This is a genomic window from Rhodospirillaceae bacterium (assembly GCA_040219235.1).
Lineage (GTDB): Bacteria > Pseudomonadota > Alphaproteobacteria > Rhodospirillales > Rhodospirillaceae > WLXB01.
Genome location: JAVJSV010000011.1, coordinates 95,066 through 113,031 on the forward strand (window position 1 = coordinate 95,066; position 17,966 = coordinate 113,031).

Genomic DNA, 17,966 nt, shown 5'->3' on the forward strand with positions numbered 1-17,966 from the left:
TCTGCGCCGTGAATGACGGACTGAGAATTGACAAGTGGTTGTGGTTTGCCCGGTTTTGTAAGTCGCGGTCGCTGGCTCAGGCGCACTGCAAAGAGGGGCGTGTGGATGTGAACGGCGAGGTCAGTCGCAAGCCAAACCGTCTCGTGCATGTCGGCGATTTGATTGTATTTACCGTCGGCCCGGTCAGGCGCACGGTGAGTGTCAAAGCGCTCGGGTCTCGCCGAGGTCCAGCTTCTGAAGCTGCTCTGCTTTATGATGAGCCGCACCCTCCGGAACGGCTGGACAGCGCAAAAGCTGAAGCACCATTGTATCGTGTACCAGGTTCAGGCCGGCCAACAAAACGAGAGCGGCGGGCGCTTGAGAAATTCTTTATTGACAGTCGAGGTGATTAACCTTGGTGATGAACATCATTGAATAACCAGTCTTGTTCCAAATCTTTTAAACCAAGTCTCTTAATCCAAACCCCTTGATCCTGCGTCCCTGACGCGCTACTTCCCCTTATGCTTGATGCTTTAAAATCATTTCTCTCAACCTCTAAGACCGTAGGCACTGTCAACGCGCAAGTTCCATGTGTTCAAGTTGCGTCCTCGGCATTGCTGGTTGAGGCTGCGCTTGTCGACGGCACATTTGATGAAACTGAGCGGATGCAGGTCAAAGACGTCCTTGCTCATATGTTCAAGCTTCCAGAGTCTGAGTTGAATGATGTTATTGAGGACGCCATCGAACGTGTGGCGCAGTCTAATCAGATGTATGGCTTTGCGCGTGCTGTTAAAGATAATATGGAATACGACCGTCGCGTTGAGTTGATGCAGATGCTGTGGGAAGTTGTTTACGCTGATGGTGTACTTGACGACTTCGAAGCAAATTTAGTACGCCGAGTCAGCGGATTGTTGTATGTTACGGATCAAGACAGTGGTCGTGCACGCAAGGCCGCTTTGGAACACCTAGGGCTCGACCAGGAGACCTAGATTTTGGATGGCACCCAATGGGCCGTGTGGGGAGAGAGATAAGATGACCTACGTCGTCACTGAGAATTGTATCAAATGTAAGTTTATGGACTGCGTAGAAGTATGTCCGGTGGACTGTTTCTATGAAGGTGAAAATATGCTCGTCATCCATCCTGACGAATGTATTGATTGCGGTGTGTGTGAACCGGAATGCCCAGCGGAAGCGATTCTTCCCGATTCGGAAGAATCAACACAAGACTGGATAGCGCTTAACGCTGAATACGCGGATAAGTGGCCAAACATCACGGCCAAGGGCGAACCTCCGTCAGATGGTGAAGAGTGGGACGGCAAACCAGGCAAGAAAGAGCATTTCAGCACTAATCCTGGCAATTCTGGCTGATTTCAAACGCGATTGGGGCTAACAAGGCCCTCTGCAGTATAGAGCGGCGCCAGCCTGGTGCCGACTTTAGGCTGTCTTTTGCGCCGCAAATTTGGTATAAGCTCTTAATCCGCCTATGAAAAATGGCGGATTATTTTTTCGCATCCCTTTTCCGTTGTGCGCTGCAGTATGCCTAGGAGGCTCTAAACCCTCTGTAAGGAACGCACGAAAAGAAGCATCGGGACCCGTGGAAAGATAAGCAGGACCTTAAGGGCCATACGACATGGCCCTTTAGTTTGTTAGGGCAGCTGGGGGGCTGCTCGGGTTCGAAGTGTCAGCGTAAAAACTGGAATAAGAGAGCCGAATAATGCCGAAAAAGACCAGTGCAGAGAGCAAAAAAACCAAGGAAAAGGACGTTCGTAAAGGGATGGTATTCTCAACAGGCGATTTTGTCGTGTACCCCGCTCATGGTGTGGGCCAAGTCACTGACATCGAAAAACAAGTTATTGGTGGGCAAGAAATAGAGTTGTTTGTTGTCAGCTTCGAGCGCGACCGAATGACGCTGCGTGTACCGGTGGATAAGGTTGAAAATTCAGGTTTGCGCAAATTGTCCACACGCAAGGTAATGGATCAGGCATTGACCACGCTCAAGGGTCGTGCGCGCGTCAAACGCGCCATGTGGAGCCGCCGGGCGCAAGAGTACGAAGCCAAAATCAATTCAGGTGACCCCGTCTCCATTGCGGAAGTGGTGCGGGATTTGCATCGCGGCACCAGCCAGCCGGAACAATCCTACTCCGAGCGTCAGATTTATGAACAAGCGCTGGAACGCCTTGCTCATGAAATGGCAGCAGTTGAAAAAATTAAGCCTGAAACAGCGACGGCGAAGTTGGAAAAACTCCTCAGTGCTGCGTAAATAGGTTTAGGCATTTATCATCAGAAAACGCCTCAGACAGTGTCTGGGGCGTTTTCTTTTTTTAGCGCCATTTATCCGGTAACGACTTTGATTGAGCGGCCAACCGGAAGCGGTTGACCTGATGATAAGTCATTCAGCATCCGGAACCAGTCTTCGTTTAAGCTGCCATAAGGTAATGTTTGAGCTAAGGCGCTAACACTGTCTCCCTGCCGGGCTTCGACCGTGAGCAGACGTAAAGGTTTAAGGTCTGAAGCTTCAGCGTCGCTCAGACGTCTGAAGCTGTAAATCGTTTGCCGGATTCCATTTTCATAGGCGCGCGCGTCTTGCACCGGGGTCAAAAACATCAGCCTAAAGAGCTGTGAGCCTTCCCACTGATACGCAACCACTCTTAAATCTGCGGAGCCTTGTTGGGTATTGATCCGCGCCCGTCCTGTTGCAGCGGTAAGGCCGTTAACATCAATGGTCTGCACATCCGCAAGGTTTAGGCCCTCGGTCCATTCTGACTGTATATACTCAGACAAACTCCTTGAACGTTCAGCCTTGGCGGCATCAAACACAATGGTTGCGCCATTCTTGTTCTGGGCCGTGACCTGGCTGGTGCCGTTCCGTAACAAAAATCCGTCGGGCACGCGGAAGCCAAATCGCATCCCGGCATGCAGAAAGTCCTGTCCGCGCACATAACCCTGATCCGGGTCATCCGCGAACACCATACCGTTGATGGCGTTTAGGTATACATCCCGGTTCTCGCGTCCGTCTCTCCCTGCGCCGGTCCGTTCAGCGGCGGCCTGGGCCTGCCGCACACGATCTATGGTACGGGGGTGGGAGGCCATCATGTTGCTTTCATCAACAACGCCGGGCGATAGACCTTGCAGCCGGGCTTCAAGCTGACTGTGTTCCCGCAGAGACGCCAAAAAGGTTGCCATGGCGTCGGAGTCATATCCGGAGTTATTTAAGTACCGCACCCCCAAAGTGTCCGATTCGAGTTCCTGGCTGCGCGAGAATCCTTGCAAATATCCTGCAGCCACCGTCTGGCTGAGTTGCATTACTTGCGCATTTTGGGTGGCCACCCCTAAGGCGACGAGCCCAAGGTTCGCCAGCAATCCTCGTGTTTGGCGTTGGGCCGTATGCCGCGCGGTGACATGGCCGATCTCATGGGCCAGAACCCCGGCGACTTCGGCCTCTGAACTGGCGACGGCAAGCAAACCGCGGGTAATTGCAATTTTCCCCCCGGGTAAGGCCAGGGCATTAACGATGGGTGTGTTCAGAACGGTAAAGTCCCAGGGCAATTCTGGCAGTTCAGAGCGACTCGCCAAATCTCTGCCAATTCTGACAATATAACTTTGCAGGCGGACATCGTCGTAGGCACCGCCAAAGGCCCGGATCAGATTGGGGTATTCAGATTGGCCCATCTGAATGTCATCTTTTAAGGAATAAAAACCGGTAACACTATCCTGCCCGGTTGCCGGGTTTGTGCTGCAACCTCCGAGACAAGCCAATCCAACCCCAGCGCTGCCAAAGGCCAAGAATTTCCGGCGGGATGAAACAGGTGTAGAGTGGTAGTTGGTTCTCATAACTCTGATGTCTCCGGTGATGTCATTCATCATGACCCTAGTATAAACGCCCAAATGTATCGATTTGTTCACATCCTTTCAGGATTTTTCTTTGCTGTGGCCGTGTTGCCGCTGGAAGGGGCGTTTGCGCAAAGCCTTCCAACGCCCGAAGACCTGATGTTTTCTGGTCAAGGCATCGCAGATATCGTCATTGATGGTGACACACTGCAATTGACTGATGGCAGAGAGGTCCGGCTGACCGGCATTCAAGCGCCAAAGCTGCCTTTAGGACGCGCTGACTTTAGAGAGTGGCCTTTGGCGCAGGTTGCGAAACAGGCACTTGAAGACCTGACCGCAGGTCAACCCATAAAGTTGTATGTGGATGGGAATGGGCAAGATCGTTATGGACGAGTGCTGGCCCAGGCCGTTCGAGAAGATCGCCTGTGGCTACAGGGAGAAATGGTCCGTCGCGGATTGGCGCGTGTTTATACGTTCTCAGATAATCGCAGTATGGCAGCGGCACTTTTGCTTAAAGAGTCAGAAGCCCGAGAGGAGGGATTGGGTATATGGAGCCTGGCGTATTATGCAGTTCGGGACTCAGAGCCAGAAAACCTTGAAAGATATTTTGGCACGTTTCAATTGATCGAAGGCACGGTGGTTGAGGCCGCGCGGGTCCGTGGCCGGGTTTATCTCAATTTCGGTGCCGATTATCGGACCGATTTTACGGCGTCTCTTGACCGTCAGTCCGACCGTTTGTTTCAGCAATCTGATCTGGATCCGTTAACGTTTAAAGGGCAACGCCTCCGGGTGCGCGGCTGGGTTAAAGATTTTAACGGCCCACTGATTGATATTACCCATCCAGAGCAGATTGAAATTTTAGATAAATAACTAAAGGGCGTTTAAGCCGTGCGACGCTCGTCGATCAGAACATACTGATAGAGTTCTCCATTGCGATACCATAGCCACGTGCGCCCGCGTTTTGCGCCGCCGGCGAACATTTGCACGGTTTCAAAACACTGCACGTCTGGCATGGCCGAGAAACCGAACCGCAGATGGAATGACGTCTCATCTATTTCCCAAAGATGCCCGGCAATTCTGCCATCGTCCCAAATCATCTGGTTTTTTTCAAGATCATATCCGGCTTCAAACACACGCTCCTCGGTTTTCCCATCCGCCCAAGTGTAATAACTCTCTTGTCGGTATGACCTGTTTGGGTCGTCATAAATGGTGAGGATGATTTTGAATTCATAACGGTCATTGATCCAGCCTCTAGGAGAGATAAAAGAATATGTCCCCTCCCAAACACCCTCGTTGGAAGCAACCAGGGACATATTTTCTCTGAGCGTTGTCATCTCAACTGAACCTTATGCTGTGCAACAAGCATTCTAGACTGTACGGCGGTGGAACGTTAAGACTCGCTGATCATGATGCTGTCCTCTATCATCCCAGATCAGCTTAAAGAGATTCTTCCGTCCCTGGAGAGTGCCTTAAAGGACTCGCCCGGCGCACAAAGCGCGTTCCGAAAAATAGCCGCGAGTGTTAGCCGTGCGCCAAACCTAAAAACCGACCTTATGGCTGGCCATGCTGATGTTGTCACGCTGTGTGGCCAGCTTGGCATTCCCATGACTGATACCAAGCCCGAGCAGGGCTTTAGCTGGAATGGCAAAGAGGTGGCAATCCAAACTGAAACCGCTGTCCTTTTGCACGAGATCGCTCATTGGCAAATCTGTCCACGCGCCCGAAGGGGGCTGCCCGATTTTGGCCTTGGGGCCGGACCTGAGACGGGCCTGAAAGCCGAAGCCAATGCAGCTGCGATTGTTGATGCGGCCACACAAGAGCGCGAGGAAGACTTAGCATCTTTGCTTGGTGTGCTCTGGGAAGCTTATTTGGGTGGCCCAGCCATCATCGCATTTTGTGAGCAAAATTGGTTAGAGTTGTATGATCGGCCGGGAACAGTTGCTCACTTCGTTTCGGTCTATGAAGACCTGCGTGCCAGGGGGTTGATAGACCGTGGAGGGTGTCCCGCTGTGGCCACTTAAAATTTGACATGCGCTAACTTCGTGCACCTAATTTGATTCAGTTAATTTGACATAGGGCAATTTGAGAAGGGATGGGATATGAAGTTTTTTGTCTACGCTGGAGTTGTAACATTACTCTTTACGGGTGGTGAGCGCGCCGCCGCTGAGCCGGACTCGATTCAAGCAGACTGCACATCGCCGGTGATAATGCTGGTGCTGGTTCGTCAGAGCGAGAATCGGGAGCCAATGACTGCGTATGGTGAACAATTGCGGCAATTAAGCACCTACCCTGAACAACAGGGATATTATCAATTCACGCGTCCAACCGAAGTGTTTGAGGGCGAATGGCCAGACAATCAGTTTGTGATTGGGGCTAAGTTTCCCTGTGTTGAAGCGGCCAGAGGCTTTTGGTATTCAGACGATTATCAGGCTATTCGCCATTTGCGCGCCGGCGCCGGCCAAATTTCAGTGACGGTTCATCCGCTGAATGCCCCACCGCCCCATATTGACGGCACAGCGCCCAAGCGTCTGTTTAGCCAGCAAGACCCGCAAAAGAATCCATAGGCTTGTTGGCTGATCTCATTCCTGACAAGGGCACCTGAACATAACGAATTAGATCATGAGGGGGGGAATGTGGCACATCGCCCCTTTGTTTCAAGAGGTGCGCAGCGTGTTTTTTTAAGTGTGTGGCGGCGCCGTTTTTCGGATCAATAAGAACAAAAGCCGATGTAGTGTCAGTGGCTTTTGTGACAAAGGAGCCTTTAAAAGCTAGAGCTGCGCCCAACGCACGGGCCTTGCGATTCAACACCTCAATCTCGGGGTTACCTTCGGTTAGGGTTAGATTTTCTGAATTTGGAAAAACCACCAAGTCGACTCTGCCGCCCCACTGAGCACACTCATCGATCAGATGACACATGCGCCGGACGGTTTCTGCCGGTGCCAAAGGACTTTGCGTCTTAAAATGGGTCCGCATTTGAACGACGGCGCAATTCATAAAACCTGCTGGCATTTCTGGGCGTGCTAAGGCTGAACGCGCAACGGTCACCGCACAGACGGCACCCGCTCCTGCTGCCGTAATAAACTGGCGGCGGCTTTGTTTCGCTGTCTTCATGAATCCGGCCTTAGATTTTTCTGCAAGGTGCGGTTCAGGGGCGTGTCCAAATCGCATTGCACGCGAATCCAGCCTGGGTTGAGGCCAATTCTGTCATCGCCCGGTGATCCCCAGGCGTAAACCAAATCTGGCGCCGGTTCGCCCCCGTCATGCACCTTGATCACGAAGGAATCCCGTTGCATGCCATAGGACCAGCGATTGCGCATAGAGAGGGTCATTGGGCGCCCATCGGGATGGGTGAAGCTGAAAATGCCCCCCTGGTCGTGTACTCGTGGGTAATGTTCTGTGTACATGGCCGGCTTGCCGGTTTCATAGGGAAAATCGATCATGCATTGGAACCACCGGGCGCGGCGCAAGTCATGCCATTGAAACCCTGCAACGGCATTTACTTCCTCGCCGTTGTCAGCAAATACAAAATGATCTCTAAACGCATACCCGTCATCGCCAACGCGGACTTGATATTCAGAATAAACACGGTCTGTGCTTTCTTCGCTGGTGCAATCGCCCGGCTTCATGCCACCGGTTAGAGACGCCCCATCCCGACGCAGGAAGACATCGCAGCCTTGAATTGTGGTGGTGTCGTTTCTGGTTAGGCCCTGCAAGAGGGAAGGATCGTCATGAGCACCTAGGTATTTCTCTTCGTCGTTGAAAAAATGCAGCTTGATACGAATGGCGTTTTCGGACTCGTCTGCCGACAGCTCATACAGGCGTTGCCGGAAAATATCTTTCGGATCGTCATTTTTATATTCTTCGACGTAAAGAATGTGTTCGCCAAATTGCGGCAAGTCGACCCGGGAAACCTGCCCGTGAACACGAAGATGTGCGCCGGACTCATAGTCTGGCTTGCCCATATCTGCATCAAACTGGACCTGCTCCCGATTGTCGAAATTGCCCGGCCAGATTTCCATCAGATATTCCAGCTCGCGTTCCAGCAGCGTATAGCGGCGCTCTTCGGCGTTGACGGGTGCCGCTAAGACCAAAGCCAATCCTAGCGTCAGGACAAGGCGTTTTGAGAAACACTTTGCAGTTCTCATGAGTCGGGCCTGAGCCAGTTCTGGAACTTGTTCATTTTCTCGGTATCCAGATCGCACTGCAGGCGCATCCAACCGGGATTAACACCAATGCGGTCAGAACCGGGTTGACCCCAGCTGTAAACTAGTGTCGGCCCGGTTTCATCGTCCTCCTGAACAACAATCACCAGGGTTTCCCGCTGCATGCCGTAGGACCAGTTGTTGCGGAAGGTGAAGACCATCTCGCGGCCATCACGGTAAGTGAAGTGATGGGTGCCGCCTTGATCATGGATGCGGACATATTCAACGGTGTTGATGGGGCGGCCACCCTCCTCGTAAGGGAAGTCAATCATGCAGCGAAACCAACGTGCGCGTTCAAGCTGATGCCATGTGAACTCTGCGAGACCCTCCAGTGTTTCATCGGTCTCATAAGACAAAATCCGATCCCGGAACCAGTACCCCGTTTCGCCGACCCGAAGCTGATAGTCAGAATAGCGTTTATTATCACCTTCGCCAAAAATGCAGGTTTTGGGTTTCATGCCGCCCGCCAGCACATTTACATCGCGTTTCAGAAAGACGTCGCAGCCCTCTAGCACCGCCGTGTCGTTACGCGTCAGACCCTTCAGCTTAGACGGATCATCATGGGCCCCGAGGTATTTCTTTCCGTCTTTAAAGAAGTGCAACTTTATACGAATTGCTTTTTCGTCTTCCTCTGCGGACAGCTCGTAGAGCCGTTGACGAAAGATTGATGTGGGATCGTTGTCTTTATATTCCTCGACATACAGCACATGGTCTCCAAAGGCTGGCAGGTCAACCCGCCGTATCTGACCGTGGACGCGCAGATGTCTGCCGGTTTCGATAGATGTTTTTCCGACATCTCGATCGAATTGCAGTTGCTCCCGGTTGTCATGGTCACCTGGCCATATCTCCATGAGGTACTCAAGCTCCCGCTCGACCAAGGTGTAGCTGCGGTCCTGTGCCGTGACGCCATGAGTGAGGAAAAGTACAGCGCAAAATAGTGCCGTTTTGACCATCTTTATTTTGAACGCCTTCATACAGATCCCCTGATCAGAATTTCTATGTCTGCAAGTACCCTAGGAATTAAACGCCAGCCTGCCAAGACACGAGTCCTGGAGCGCCTCTTAAATCATTGGGCAAAACGCAGAGTCTCAAATGAAATGATCTGGTTGACCATTGAGAATCCCTCAACATTATTTCGGAGTCCGGCAAATTGCGGGGCCTCAAACAGAAACACGGCGGGATATTGGTCACGGTACCACGCCATAATATCTTCTCGCATGGCGATGGACTTGTCTTCATCCCACTCCATCATAGCGGCGTCGATTTGCGGCATGATGCGTTCATCACAGTACCAAGGCTCGCGGCGCAGGCAGGAATGCAGGCGCAGGGCACGCAGGCTGTCGAGCGAGGGCCAGACAGGCCAGTTCATGGAAAACGCATCAATTTCTTCCGGCCAGCCGCCGCGACCCAGAAATCTAAGAAACTGTTGGATCGGTAGAGATTGAATTTCAAGCGTTACGCCGACTGCTGCAAAATCATTGGCAATCACCTGCAACGCCGATGTGCCGGCCCCAATGCCACTGACCACATTGGCAATAATCTTAAAGCCGTCTTCGTAACCGGCTTCTTTTAACAAAGCGCGGGCGCGGCCTGGATCATAGGGAATTTGAGCCAGGTCTGGGTTGTGACCCAGCGCCGATCGCGGTGCCGGTTGCGTCGCCTCAACGGTTGCCCCTTCAAGAAGAACCTCAGTGATAACGGCTCTGTTGACCGCTAAATTAAGCGCTTCGCGCACGCGCACATCTTGTAAGGGCATGTTTGGTTTGCGCGTGAGGATAAAGGATAGGCCCGCCGTTTCAGCCGCGATCCACTTTTCAACTTTCAGACCGCTTTGATCAATCAGCACGCCGTCCTCGGGTCCGAACTCTATGGCGAAATCAATCCGGTCAGATTGCAAGGCTTGAATGCGGGCGGACCGGTCCGGAATAGCAAGCACTTCCAGGCGGTCAACCTGTGGTGGACGCCAGGATGTTTTGACGGCGGTCATTTGAGCGTCGGTCGCGCTCCAGGAGTCGACCTTAAAGGGACCGGTCCCGATTGGCTCCTTCGAAAACCCTTCACGACCCAAGCGTTGCCAGTGTTGAGGATCAACCAGGGGAAAAATGGTCATCGATCGCATAAGCAGCGGTTCGGGCGCAGCTGTGGTGACCTCGAAGGTGAGCTCATCAAGCACACGGGCGCTCACAAAGGTTGGAAGTTCGCGCCGTAAACTTTCGGGCAAAGACTCTTCGCTGGCCAAATAATTAATGGCGAAAACTGCCGATTCCGAAGTGAGCGGCTGGCCGTTTGAAAACGCAACGCCGTCTCTCAGGTGTATACGCCATGTTGTTTCGTCAACGGCTTCCCAGTTCACCGCAAGCCAGGGTGTAAGTGTTCCGTCTCTGGTAATCCGGGTCAGACCATCAAAAATCGCCGGTGTGAAATAAATGGTCGGTGTTGCGCCGGTGCGGAAGGGGTTTCCGAGTGAGAGCGGCAAGCTCGACATCCCCATGCGCATCACGGTTTCAGCATTGGCAGTAACCGGCGTTCCTGCGATCAGGCTAAGGCAAAAAGCCGACATCTTCAGGAGGTGTGAGTGTCTCTTTTTACGGGTCATTTCGAAATGTCCTGACGGAAGTGCCGAGTGAATACACATGCTAGTTGTTTACAAAATGAATGTCTTCGAAGCTTACAAATCCATGGATTTCAGAGAAGCCGCGCACGTTACCACCGGTACCGGCAAAGCGCACAATTTGATACAGATACAGAGACACCCATTCTTCGCGATAGAACTTCATGATGTCATGGCGAAGGTTCAGGCCGCGTTCCGAATCAAATGTCACCAGAGCTTCTTCAATGGCCGGCATGATTCGTTGGTCGCAATACCATGGGTGCACCCACAAGCAGGAATGGTTGCGCATGGGGCGAAGAACATCGACGGTCGGTTCCGACGCATAGGTTAAGCCAAAGGCATCACCCTCCCAGTCGCCTTGCATCACGCTGCGAATAAGCTGGGTGACCGGAAAAGTGCGGATTTCCATGATGACACCGATCACGGCGAGGTCTTGAGCAATTTTCTGGTACATCGCAGCATCGTTTGCCCCAGACCCGATGACGCCCTGGACAACAAAGCTAAATCCATCTGGGTATCCGGCGTCTGCCAGCAGACGTTTGGCGCGTTCGGGATCAAACGGAATGGGCGGCAAAGAGGGATCGAACCCGTAGACGTTTGACGCTGCCGGTTGTGTCAGCAGTTCGGGCAGTCCTGCCAGCAGTCCGTCAACCAAACCGCGCCGGTCTACGGCAATGTTCAGGGCTTCACGCACACGCACGTCATCAAGCGGGGTGCCTTTGCCGTGGTGGAAATTGATGGCCCACAGGGCCGCCGTCGGCCAACTCAGGCTGACGCCGCCCGTGCGGGCAATTGTGCCGGCTTCTTCCGGCCCCAGCGCCAAGGCGATGTCCATTTGTCCGGCCATCACAGCCTGGGTTCTGGCATAGGCATCTGGTGCGGCAATGATCTCCATTTCCGGGATGATAGGTTTTCGCCAGGATGACGGCACAGCCTCGTACAAAATACGCGCCGCGCCGAAATCAACGGGATGATAAGGCCCGGTACCGATAGGCTTTTCGGCAAAGCCGAGCGGTCCAAGCCGCTGCCATTGGCCCGGTTCCACCATATATAAAAGCGGCAAGGTCCGCGGCAAATGGGGCGCCGGCGTTGACGTAACAATTTCAACGGTCTTGGGGTTAATCGCCACTGCCCCTTTAACAAAGGAAAACTCGCGGGCGATAGCTTCACGCACGGCATCATCACTTATCAAGAAGTTGATAACAGAGACCACTGCATCAGCGGTAAGCGGCACACCGTTCGAGAAAGTCACGTCGTCCCGGAGGGTGATGCGCCAGGTCAATTCATCCATGGCCTCCCAGGATGTTGCCAGCCAGGGTTGGAGTGCGCCTTGTCGATCTATGCGGGTCAGTCCATCGAAGGTTGCCGACCAGGTATGAATATGCGGGTTTCCCGTGTTGCGGTAAGGGTTCCCTTGGGTCGGTGGCAGCGCGGTCGTGCCGACTTTTAGAATCTCTTGCGCTGAGCCGGGCGCGCTTATTGCTGCGGTGAGCAGCAGGGGTATACAAATGCGTTTCAACATACAAATAAGGTAAGCATCTGACGTGCTATGGGCAAAAGAAAACGCCCCGGCCGATGGGGCCGGGGCGTTGACGTCTCAGATTGGGCTTTAAAGCCTAGAAGTTGTAAGCCGCGCGGACACCGAACTGACGCTTCTTCGGTGCAGTCAAAGCGATGCCGTTCGCATTGCCAAACTCGAACGGGAACAAACCACCTGTGTCAGCCGAGAAGTCGGTCCAACGGTTACCGGCGAGGTACTGGTCGTCATCAAACAGGTTGGTGACGAAGGCTTCCAAGCGCAGATTTTCGTCGGTCACACCAACACGCAGGTTAAACAACCACTGCGATCCGATGTAAGAGAAGTTCTTTTCATCGGTGTAGCGCTTGCCTGTGTAGGCCCCGTCGAAGCGGATGAAGTAATCCCAGTTGTTGGTCAGGCTATCCGTCCATGTTGTGGCAAATGATCCACTCCATTTCGGGAATTGTACTGGCGAGTTGCCATCACAACGCACAACGTTGTCTGGGTCCGCCGGTGCAAATTTATCGGCAAAGCCACATTCGAAATTCTGGAACTCAGCGTCGGCATAGTTCAAGCCAACGTTCAAGGTCAGGTTTTCAGTTAATGCAGCGGCCCCTTCAAACTCCGCCCCCATAATGTCGGTGGAGAATCCACCCACAACAATGTTGGCGATGCCTTGTGAACCGTCAGGACGGTTAAACGCTGCCGCTGTACGGGTTTTCTGGTTGCTCCATTCCATGAAGTACCCAACCAACGAGTAGTTGATCCGGTTGTCCATGAGTTGCTGCTTCCAGCCTAACTCGTAGTTTTGCAGCTTTTCTTCATCCACAAAGAGTCCCGCATCAGGAAGAGCGGCCCGCAAGAGAGCGATGTCAGCTTCCGGGCGCGTGATCAGGTCGAGGTTGAAGAAGCCTGGGTTGTTACCCTCAGAGTAGGTCGCCCAGACGTTGGTTTCGTCAGTGGGTTGATACTGCAACGTCACGCGTGGCAGGAAGCTCTTGAACTCTTCGCCAAGTTCAACGCCGAGGCCGGTGCCGCCGCCTGTAACAAAGGGTTCAATGAAGGCAAAGGAGTTTTGGATAGAAGCAGATTCAGCGCGAATCTTATCTTCCTGCCAACGCCATTCAAAGTCGATGCCCAGTTGATCGGTAATGTCATAGCCGACACTGCCGAACACACCAAAAGTCTTACCCGTGTTGATCGGTGGTGGGTCAAGTGGCGGGAAGCCACAAGGGCAGAACCCATCAGGTGTGCGTCCGAAAAAGCTGTCGAGATCAAACCCAGCCAGAGGTCCAGTGGCAGGAATGGTTAAGCCACCATCGCCACCGACGACAACTTCACCGCCAGAGAACTGGCTGGAGAAGGTTGCATCGAACAGGCTGACGCCCAGCAACCAGGTTAAAGCGTTGTCCTGGTTGGAGGCCAAGCGCGCTTCGAATTGCTTGGTTTCAATAATTTGCGGATCACGCGACAACCAGTTGTCGGCAGGAGAAATATCAAAGTCGCGGATGCTGGTTACTTGCTCTTTACCGTAGCCCGCAAGCACTGTGAATGTTGACCCTTCCAACATACCACCGGCATTGAGGTCGTAATCAATGTTCAAAGAGGCGCGGCGCTGCTTGCGCTTAATGCCAACTTTGTCCAGGAACAACGCCCCGTCAGGCTGAGGAACAATCTCGTTCCAGAAAGTGATAAAGTCAGGCTGAACGGTTGTGTTGGAATCAACCAAGCTGTCCAATCCGGTTGGAATTTCGCCACAGATGAAGTCGGTCAGCGGGTTCACGCCATCATTACGGCGCGTGGTCAGGGGGCTTGTTGTACCGCTGGAGAAGCAGTTTGTGACGGCAGCTGTGTTGTTGCCGCGCAGACCTTGAGGTCCTGTAATGAACAACCCTGAAGGGGCACCATCATTATCTTTGGCGTAGATGGCATTGAGTTTGATACTCAGACTTTCAGTCGGTGTGGCGTAAAGTGTCGCACTCAGTGTGTCTGTGCGTTCTTTGCCCAAATCACCGCCATCGCTGGCCGTGTACTGGCCATCTGTGCCGTAGCCTTGAACGAACACACGATACGCGAGTTTGTCTTCAACAAGCGGACCTTCATGTGAGAACGAAGAATCGTAAGTGCCATCTTCCGCAAATTTTGCGGTGATGCGGCCTGAGTACTCAGTCGTGCTTGGCGTTTTGGTGATCATGTTCACCGCACCGGCAAAGGTCGACCGCCCAAGCCATGCAGAGGATGGGCCTTTGACGATTTCAATACGCTCGAAGTTTTCAGTTCCAAAACTGGACACACCGGATGAGACATAAATGCCATCAACGAAGGCGGAGCCCACTTGGCCAAACGGTTCTTTAATTTCTGAACCCAGTCCGCGGAAACGGATCGAGGTGTACAAACGGCCAGGCTCTTGCACGCCTTGCTCGTTAAACTGAATACCAGGCGTGAATTTCGTTAGATCAACCAGGTTCGCAGCCCCGGTCACTTCCATCTGCTCAGCCGAAAAAGCTGAAATGGCGACAGGAATTTCCTGCAGGCTTTCAGATCTCTTACGCGCGGTGACGACGATTTCTTCGAGAGCGATTTGCTGAGCTTCAGCGTGCAACGGCAAAGCCAATGTTGCGACTGTCGCAAGAGCGAGTCCTCGAAGGCCAAGTCTCTTAGAATTCATGAATCTTCCCTTTCGTGGGTGTCTTGGATTTAATTCGTACGATCCTCAGTGCAATTAAGGCAGGGTCTGCAATGAAGTGGCGCCAGCCTGCATTCCCTATTGCAGCCGAAGAGATTGGGAGACTAAAGGAATTGGTGCGCTGGAAAAGTCAAAACCTCACCATCCCGCCAAACGGCTGTGGTGCGCGATATTTGTGCAACACACTGCAATCTGGGGGAAAACAAAATATCCAGACTATGGATGGGGAGTTACTGAAGTAAAATTGGTCTTTGGGCAAAAGAAAACGCCCCGGGGGTAACCGGGGCGTTAGGGTCTTGTTTTTGGTGTCGGACTTAGAAGTTGAGGGACGTCCGAATGCCGAAGTGACGCGGCACTTGCGGTGTGGCTTGTATGCCCTGGTAGGCTGTCAGGAACGAGAAATTGATGGGAATGCCATCAAAGTCAGAGAAACGCTGACAGGCTGTCCAGCTTTGGTCATTGAACATGTTCTTGACGTAAGCTTCGAGCCGCAGGTTTTCTTTCTCGATTCCGACGCGGGCATTGGCCGTGATGTAATCATCACAGTAGGCCAAGTTGTCGACTTCTGGGAAGGTCTTGCCAAAGTAAACAACATCAGCGCGTACAAACCCATCCCATGTGTTGTTAAGCGACGTGGTGTAGGTTGACGAGATCGAGCCGGTCCACTCGGGATACCGGTTGATGGAGTTGCCGGAGACGTCGGCAGGTACACCGTATGGTTCTACGAAGTTGGCCTCGAAAGTCTTGTACTCACTTGGTGCCCAGGCAATGGATACATCAGTGGTCCAGCCTTCAGACAGAAGAGCCGACCCTTCAAACTCCAGGCCGTAGATTTCAGCTTCACCGCCAAGGCGGAAGACGCGGGAGTTTAAGAACGGCGAGCCGTCTGGCAGAGTTGCCAAACCACCCGGTGTGCCTTCACCGAGATCGAAGCGACATCCACCAGAGCCGACACGGCCTGCATCACAGGTTTCCTGAATGAGCGCTGTTGCACGACCCACGGGGTTGGTCCACTTGCCGAAATAAGCGGCAAAGCTGTAGCTCACACGATCGTCCCACAAGGTCTGCTTGATACCAAGTTCATACATATCAAGAAGTTGCTTTGAGAGAAAATCTTCAGCGTTCGGGTATTGAGCCTGGTACTGAACCAATTCCTGTGCGTCTGCAATAATGAGCTCTTGGTTGATCGTGCCCGGCAGAACACCCTTGGCATAACTGATGTAGGTGGTCAGTTCTTCCGTAGGTTGGTAGCGCAAAATTGCACGCGGCAAGAACGCCTTGTACTTAACGGTCAACAAATCAGGCGGCGTGCCTTTCGTGACCGAATCTTCCTGATACCGCGCCTCAAAGGTGAAAGTGAATTGATCGTTGAGGTCGTATTCCACAGAGCCAAACACGCCCTTGGTTTCGACCTGATCAGATTCACCCCCGCCAACGCGGAACGATCCTGGGCTGCTGAAGAAGAAGTTCGGCAGACAGTTGCTGGACGCGGTCGGAGCATGAGGTAATCCAGGAACGAGGTAATCCAAACAGGATAGGGTTGCGTCGCCGCCAGTTGTGGAGGATGTGAAGTCTTGCTCATAGTAGCTTAAACCGGCCAACCACCGCAGGCGATCTTCCTGATTGGAACTCAATCGGACTTCACCAGACAAATCCTGTTGTTCGCGAGGGTCACGGGTGAAGGAACCGTCAAAGGGGCTGGCCGTGAAATCACGGATCCAGCTTGTGCCTGTTTCGTTATACGCGAACTGACCAAAGAGGCTCATTTCGTTATCAAAGGTGTAGTCTGCCGCCAAAGAATAACGATGGACCCGGCGTTCCATACCCACGTGATTAACCGTTGGCACGTTCAGTGGATTATCGAGGCCAGCGAAAAAGTCACGCACCGCAAACGGGTCGCCGATGGTGAACGCTGTCGTTGGCGAAATCAGCGTGGTGTTGGAATCAATAATTTTGGTTGTGCCGAAAGCGGAGATAGCTTCGCCGATCTCAGGAACCTTGCCGCAGAACCAGCGGACTGGGTTAAAGGTTTCGCCGGCCTTGGATGTGAGGGTCAAGCCAGAACATGAATCGTTGTTCTCACCTTGAATGTAACCAGCAGCTGGCGGGCCATCACTGTCTTCTGCATAAAAGGCGCGGGCTTTGATCCACAGGTTGTCGTTGGGCTCGGCGTAGAACGTGCCATCGATGGAGAAGGAGGACTCTTCACCCAATTCCCCGCCATCAGAGGCGCGATACAAACCTCCACGTGTGTAGGCACGCGCACCTAGGCGCAGACCGGCAACATCTTGCACCAAAGGAATATCGAGGCTGGCGCTGATGTCCAGTTGTTCGTGTGTTGATGCGTCCGCCATGACCTTGCCTTCGAAGTCTGTCAACGAAGGATTAGATGTCACGTAGTTGACGGCTCCGCCGAAGGTTGAGCGACCAAAGTAAGCTGACTGGGGCCCTTTGATCACTTCGACACGGTCAATGTTAAGGAACGGAATGGATTGGGACCCGCCAAGCACATAGATGCCGTCAACAAACAACGCACCCAATTGTTCTGTTGGAAGCGTGGAGTCAACGTTCATGCCGCGAAAACGAATGGAGTCAACCAAACGGCCAGCAAGGGCGCCTGACTGTGCCGAGAACTGCATGCCAGCAACTTGCAATGACAGATCTTCAAGCGTGGTGAAACCCGCGCGATCAATGTCATCAGCTGAGAAGGCCGAAATGGCAATGGGAATGTCTTGCAGATTTTCAGACCGCTTACGCGCTGTCACCACAATTTCTTCAAGTGCGATTTGCTGAGCTTCGGCGTGCAACGGTAAAGCCACTACGGCAACAGTCGCCAGAGCGAGACCTCTAAGGCCAAGTTTCTTTAGTATCATTAAGTGTCCCCTTTCCCGGGCGTCTTGATTTCTCAGGAGTCTTTTTTCTTGGATGTCTTGGTTTTTTGGTCAACCAGATTTGAGACTTGAGAGAAATAGGCGCGGGCAAACACGAAGTCGCCCCCAGCCTTAATGAAGAAGTGTGAAGCCTAACGAATTCGATTGCATGTTAAAGCTTTAACTCAAGAGTAAGGGTAAAGGGCTGCGACAAGCGTTATTTCTGCAACACTCACAAGGTATTAGCGTGTTTACGTACGATGACAGGAGT

At 52.8% G+C, this 17,966-nt stretch carries 16 protein-coding genes; 7 read left to right on the top strand and 9 right to left on the bottom strand.

Features of this window, described 5'->3' with window-relative positions; all coding sequences use genetic code 11:
• Nucleotides 1–8 precede the first annotated feature (8 nt).
• The 4 genes from RIC29_04455 to RIC29_04470 all read left to right on the top strand — a co-directional run bounded on the left by RIC29_04455 (nt 9) and on the right by RIC29_04470 (nt 2,239).
• Nucleotides 9–392 carry an RNA-binding S4 domain-containing protein gene (locus RIC29_04455; GenBank protein MEQ8734152.1) on the top strand — a complete coding sequence of 128 codons (384 nt, stop codon included), beginning with the start codon at nt 9–11 and terminating at the stop codon, nt 390–392.
• 108 nt (nt 393–500) lie between these two features.
• Nucleotides 501–968: a TerB family tellurite resistance protein gene (locus RIC29_04460; protein MEQ8734153.1), complete on the top strand. Its 468-nt coding sequence runs from the start codon at nt 501–503 to the stop codon at nt 966–968.
• Between the two features lie 43 nt (nt 969–1,011).
• A complete protein-coding gene (locus tag RIC29_04465) occupies nt 1,012–1,347 on the top strand; it encodes a ferredoxin family protein (protein ID MEQ8734154.1) in 336 nt (111 codons plus the stop codon).
• Between the two features lie 406 nt (nt 1,348–1,753).
• Entirely contained in the window at nt 1,754–2,239 is a 486-nt protein-coding gene (locus tag RIC29_04470) for a CarD family transcriptional regulator (protein ID MEQ8734155.1), read from the top strand.
• Nucleotides 2,240–2,310: 71 nt separating this feature from the next.
• On the opposite strand, the gene RIC29_04475 is transcribed toward RIC29_04470, so the two are convergent.
• Entirely contained in the window at nt 2,311–3,810 is a 1,500-nt protein-coding gene (locus RIC29_04475; protein MEQ8734156.1) for a M48 family metalloprotease, read from the bottom strand.
• Between RIC29_04475 and RIC29_04480 the strand changes: the two genes are divergently transcribed.
• A complete protein-coding gene (locus RIC29_04480) occupies nt 3,793–4,677 on the top strand; it encodes a thermonuclease family protein (protein MEQ8734157.1) in 885 nt (294 codons plus the stop codon). The genes RIC29_04475 and RIC29_04480 overlap by 18 nt on opposite strands.
• 11 nt (nt 4,678–4,688) lie before the next feature.
• On the opposite strand, the gene RIC29_04485 is transcribed toward RIC29_04480, so the two are convergent.
• Nucleotides 4,689–5,141 carry a DUF3598 family protein gene (locus RIC29_04485; protein MEQ8734158.1) on the bottom strand — a complete coding sequence of 151 codons (453 nt, stop codon included), beginning with the start codon at nt 5,139–5,141 and terminating at the stop codon, nt 4,689–4,691.
• Nucleotides 5,142–5,213: 72 nt separating this feature from the next.
• On the opposite strand from RIC29_04485, the gene RIC29_04490 reads away from it, so the two are divergent.
• Both RIC29_04490 and RIC29_04495 read left to right on the top strand, forming a co-directional pair.
• Nucleotides 5,214–5,828, top strand: a complete 615-nt coding sequence (locus tag RIC29_04490; GenBank protein ID MEQ8734159.1) for a hypothetical protein — start codon at nt 5,214–5,216, stop codon at nt 5,826–5,828.
• 78 nt (nt 5,829–5,906) lie between these two features.
• Complete coding sequence (locus tag RIC29_04495; protein ID MEQ8734160.1) at nt 5,907–6,371, top strand: DUF1330 domain-containing protein; 465 nt, start codon at nt 5,907–5,909, stop codon at nt 6,369–6,371.
• Here RIC29_04495 and RIC29_04500 read toward each other — a convergent pair.
• The 7 genes from RIC29_04500 to RIC29_04530 form a co-directional block, all read right to left on the bottom strand.
• Entirely contained in the window at nt 6,340–6,918 is a 579-nt protein-coding gene (locus tag RIC29_04500; GenBank protein MEQ8734161.1) for a twin-arginine translocation signal domain-containing protein, read from the bottom strand. The two genes, RIC29_04495 and RIC29_04500, sit on opposite strands and share 32 nt — an antisense overlap.
• Nucleotides 6,915–7,952 carry a chromophore lyase CpcT/CpeT gene (locus tag RIC29_04505; GenBank protein ID MEQ8734162.1) on the bottom strand — a complete coding sequence of 346 codons (1,038 nt, stop codon included), beginning with the start codon at nt 7,950–7,952 and terminating at the stop codon, nt 6,915–6,917. Before RIC29_04505 ends, RIC29_04500 begins: the two co-directional genes overlap by 4 nt.
• Complete coding sequence (locus tag RIC29_04510; GenBank protein ID MEQ8734163.1) at nt 7,949–8,983, bottom strand: chromophore lyase CpcT/CpeT; 1,035 nt, start codon at nt 8,981–8,983, stop codon at nt 7,949–7,951. The genes RIC29_04505 and RIC29_04510 overlap by 4 nt, the downstream gene beginning before the upstream one ends.
• A 92-nt stretch (nt 8,984–9,075) precedes the next feature.
• Entirely contained in the window at nt 9,076–10,605 is a 1,530-nt protein-coding gene (locus tag RIC29_04515; GenBank protein MEQ8734164.1) for an ABC transporter substrate-binding protein, read from the bottom strand.
• 40 nt (nt 10,606–10,645) lie between these two features.
• Nucleotides 10,646–12,142, bottom strand: a complete 1,497-nt coding sequence (locus tag RIC29_04520) for an ABC transporter substrate-binding protein (GenBank protein ID MEQ8734165.1) — start codon at nt 12,140–12,142, stop codon at nt 10,646–10,648.
• A 94-nt stretch (nt 12,143–12,236) separates the two neighbouring features.
• Complete coding sequence (locus tag RIC29_04525) at nt 12,237–14,807, bottom strand: TonB-dependent receptor (protein ID MEQ8734166.1); 2,571 nt, start codon at nt 14,805–14,807, stop codon at nt 12,237–12,239.
• A 332-nt stretch (nt 14,808–15,139) separates the two neighbouring features.
• Nucleotides 15,140–17,698 carry a TonB-dependent receptor gene (locus RIC29_04530; protein ID MEQ8734167.1) on the bottom strand — a complete coding sequence of 853 codons (2,559 nt, stop codon included), beginning with the start codon at nt 17,696–17,698 and terminating at the stop codon, nt 15,140–15,142.
• Nucleotides 17,699–17,966: the final 268 nt, after the last annotated feature.

Coding starts and splice junctions, on each gene's coding strand:
- RIC29_04460 (MEQ8734153.1), top strand. CDS start 501: ATGCTTGATGCTTTAAAATCATTTCTCTCAACCTCTAAGACCGTAGGC.
- RIC29_04465 (MEQ8734154.1), top strand. CDS start 1,012: ATGACCTACGTCGTCACTGAGAATTGTATCAAATGTAAGTTTATGGAC.
- RIC29_04470 (MEQ8734155.1), top strand. CDS start 1,754: ATGGTATTCTCAACAGGCGATTTTGTCGTGTACCCCGCTCATGGTGTG.
- RIC29_04475 (MEQ8734156.1), bottom strand. CDS start 3,810: ATGAGAACCAACTACCACTCTACACCTGTTTCATCCCGCCGGAAATTC.
- RIC29_04485 (MEQ8734158.1), bottom strand. CDS start 5,141: ATGACAACGCTCAGAGAAAATATGTCCCTGGTTGCTTCCAACGAGGGT.
- RIC29_04490 (MEQ8734159.1), top strand. CDS start 5,214: ATGATGCTGTCCTCTATCATCCCAGATCAGCTTAAAGAGATTCTTCCG.
- RIC29_04495 (MEQ8734160.1), top strand. CDS start 5,907: ATGAAGTTTTTTGTCTACGCTGGAGTTGTAACATTACTCTTTACGGGT.
- RIC29_04500 (MEQ8734161.1), bottom strand. CDS start 6,918: ATGAAGACAGCGAAACAAAGCCGCCGCCAGTTTATTACGGCAGCAGGA.
- RIC29_04505 (MEQ8734162.1), bottom strand. CDS start 7,952: ATGAGAACTGCAAAGTGTTTCTCAAAACGCCTTGTCCTGACGCTAGGA.
- RIC29_04510 (MEQ8734163.1), bottom strand. CDS start 8,983: ATGAAGGCGTTCAAAATAAAGATGGTCAAAACGGCACTATTTTGCGCT.
- RIC29_04515 (MEQ8734164.1), bottom strand. CDS start 10,605: ATGACCCGTAAAAAGAGACACTCACACCTCCTGAAGATGTCGGCTTTT.
- RIC29_04520 (MEQ8734165.1), bottom strand. CDS start 12,142: ATGTTGAAACGCATTTGTATACCCCTGCTGCTCACCGCAGCAATAAGC.
- RIC29_04525 (MEQ8734166.1), bottom strand. CDS start 14,807: ATGAATTCTAAGAGACTTGGCCTTCGAGGACTCGCTCTTGCGACAGTC.
- RIC29_04530 (MEQ8734167.1), bottom strand. CDS start 17,698: ATGATACTAAAGAAACTTGGCCTTAGAGGTCTCGCTCTGGCGACTGTT.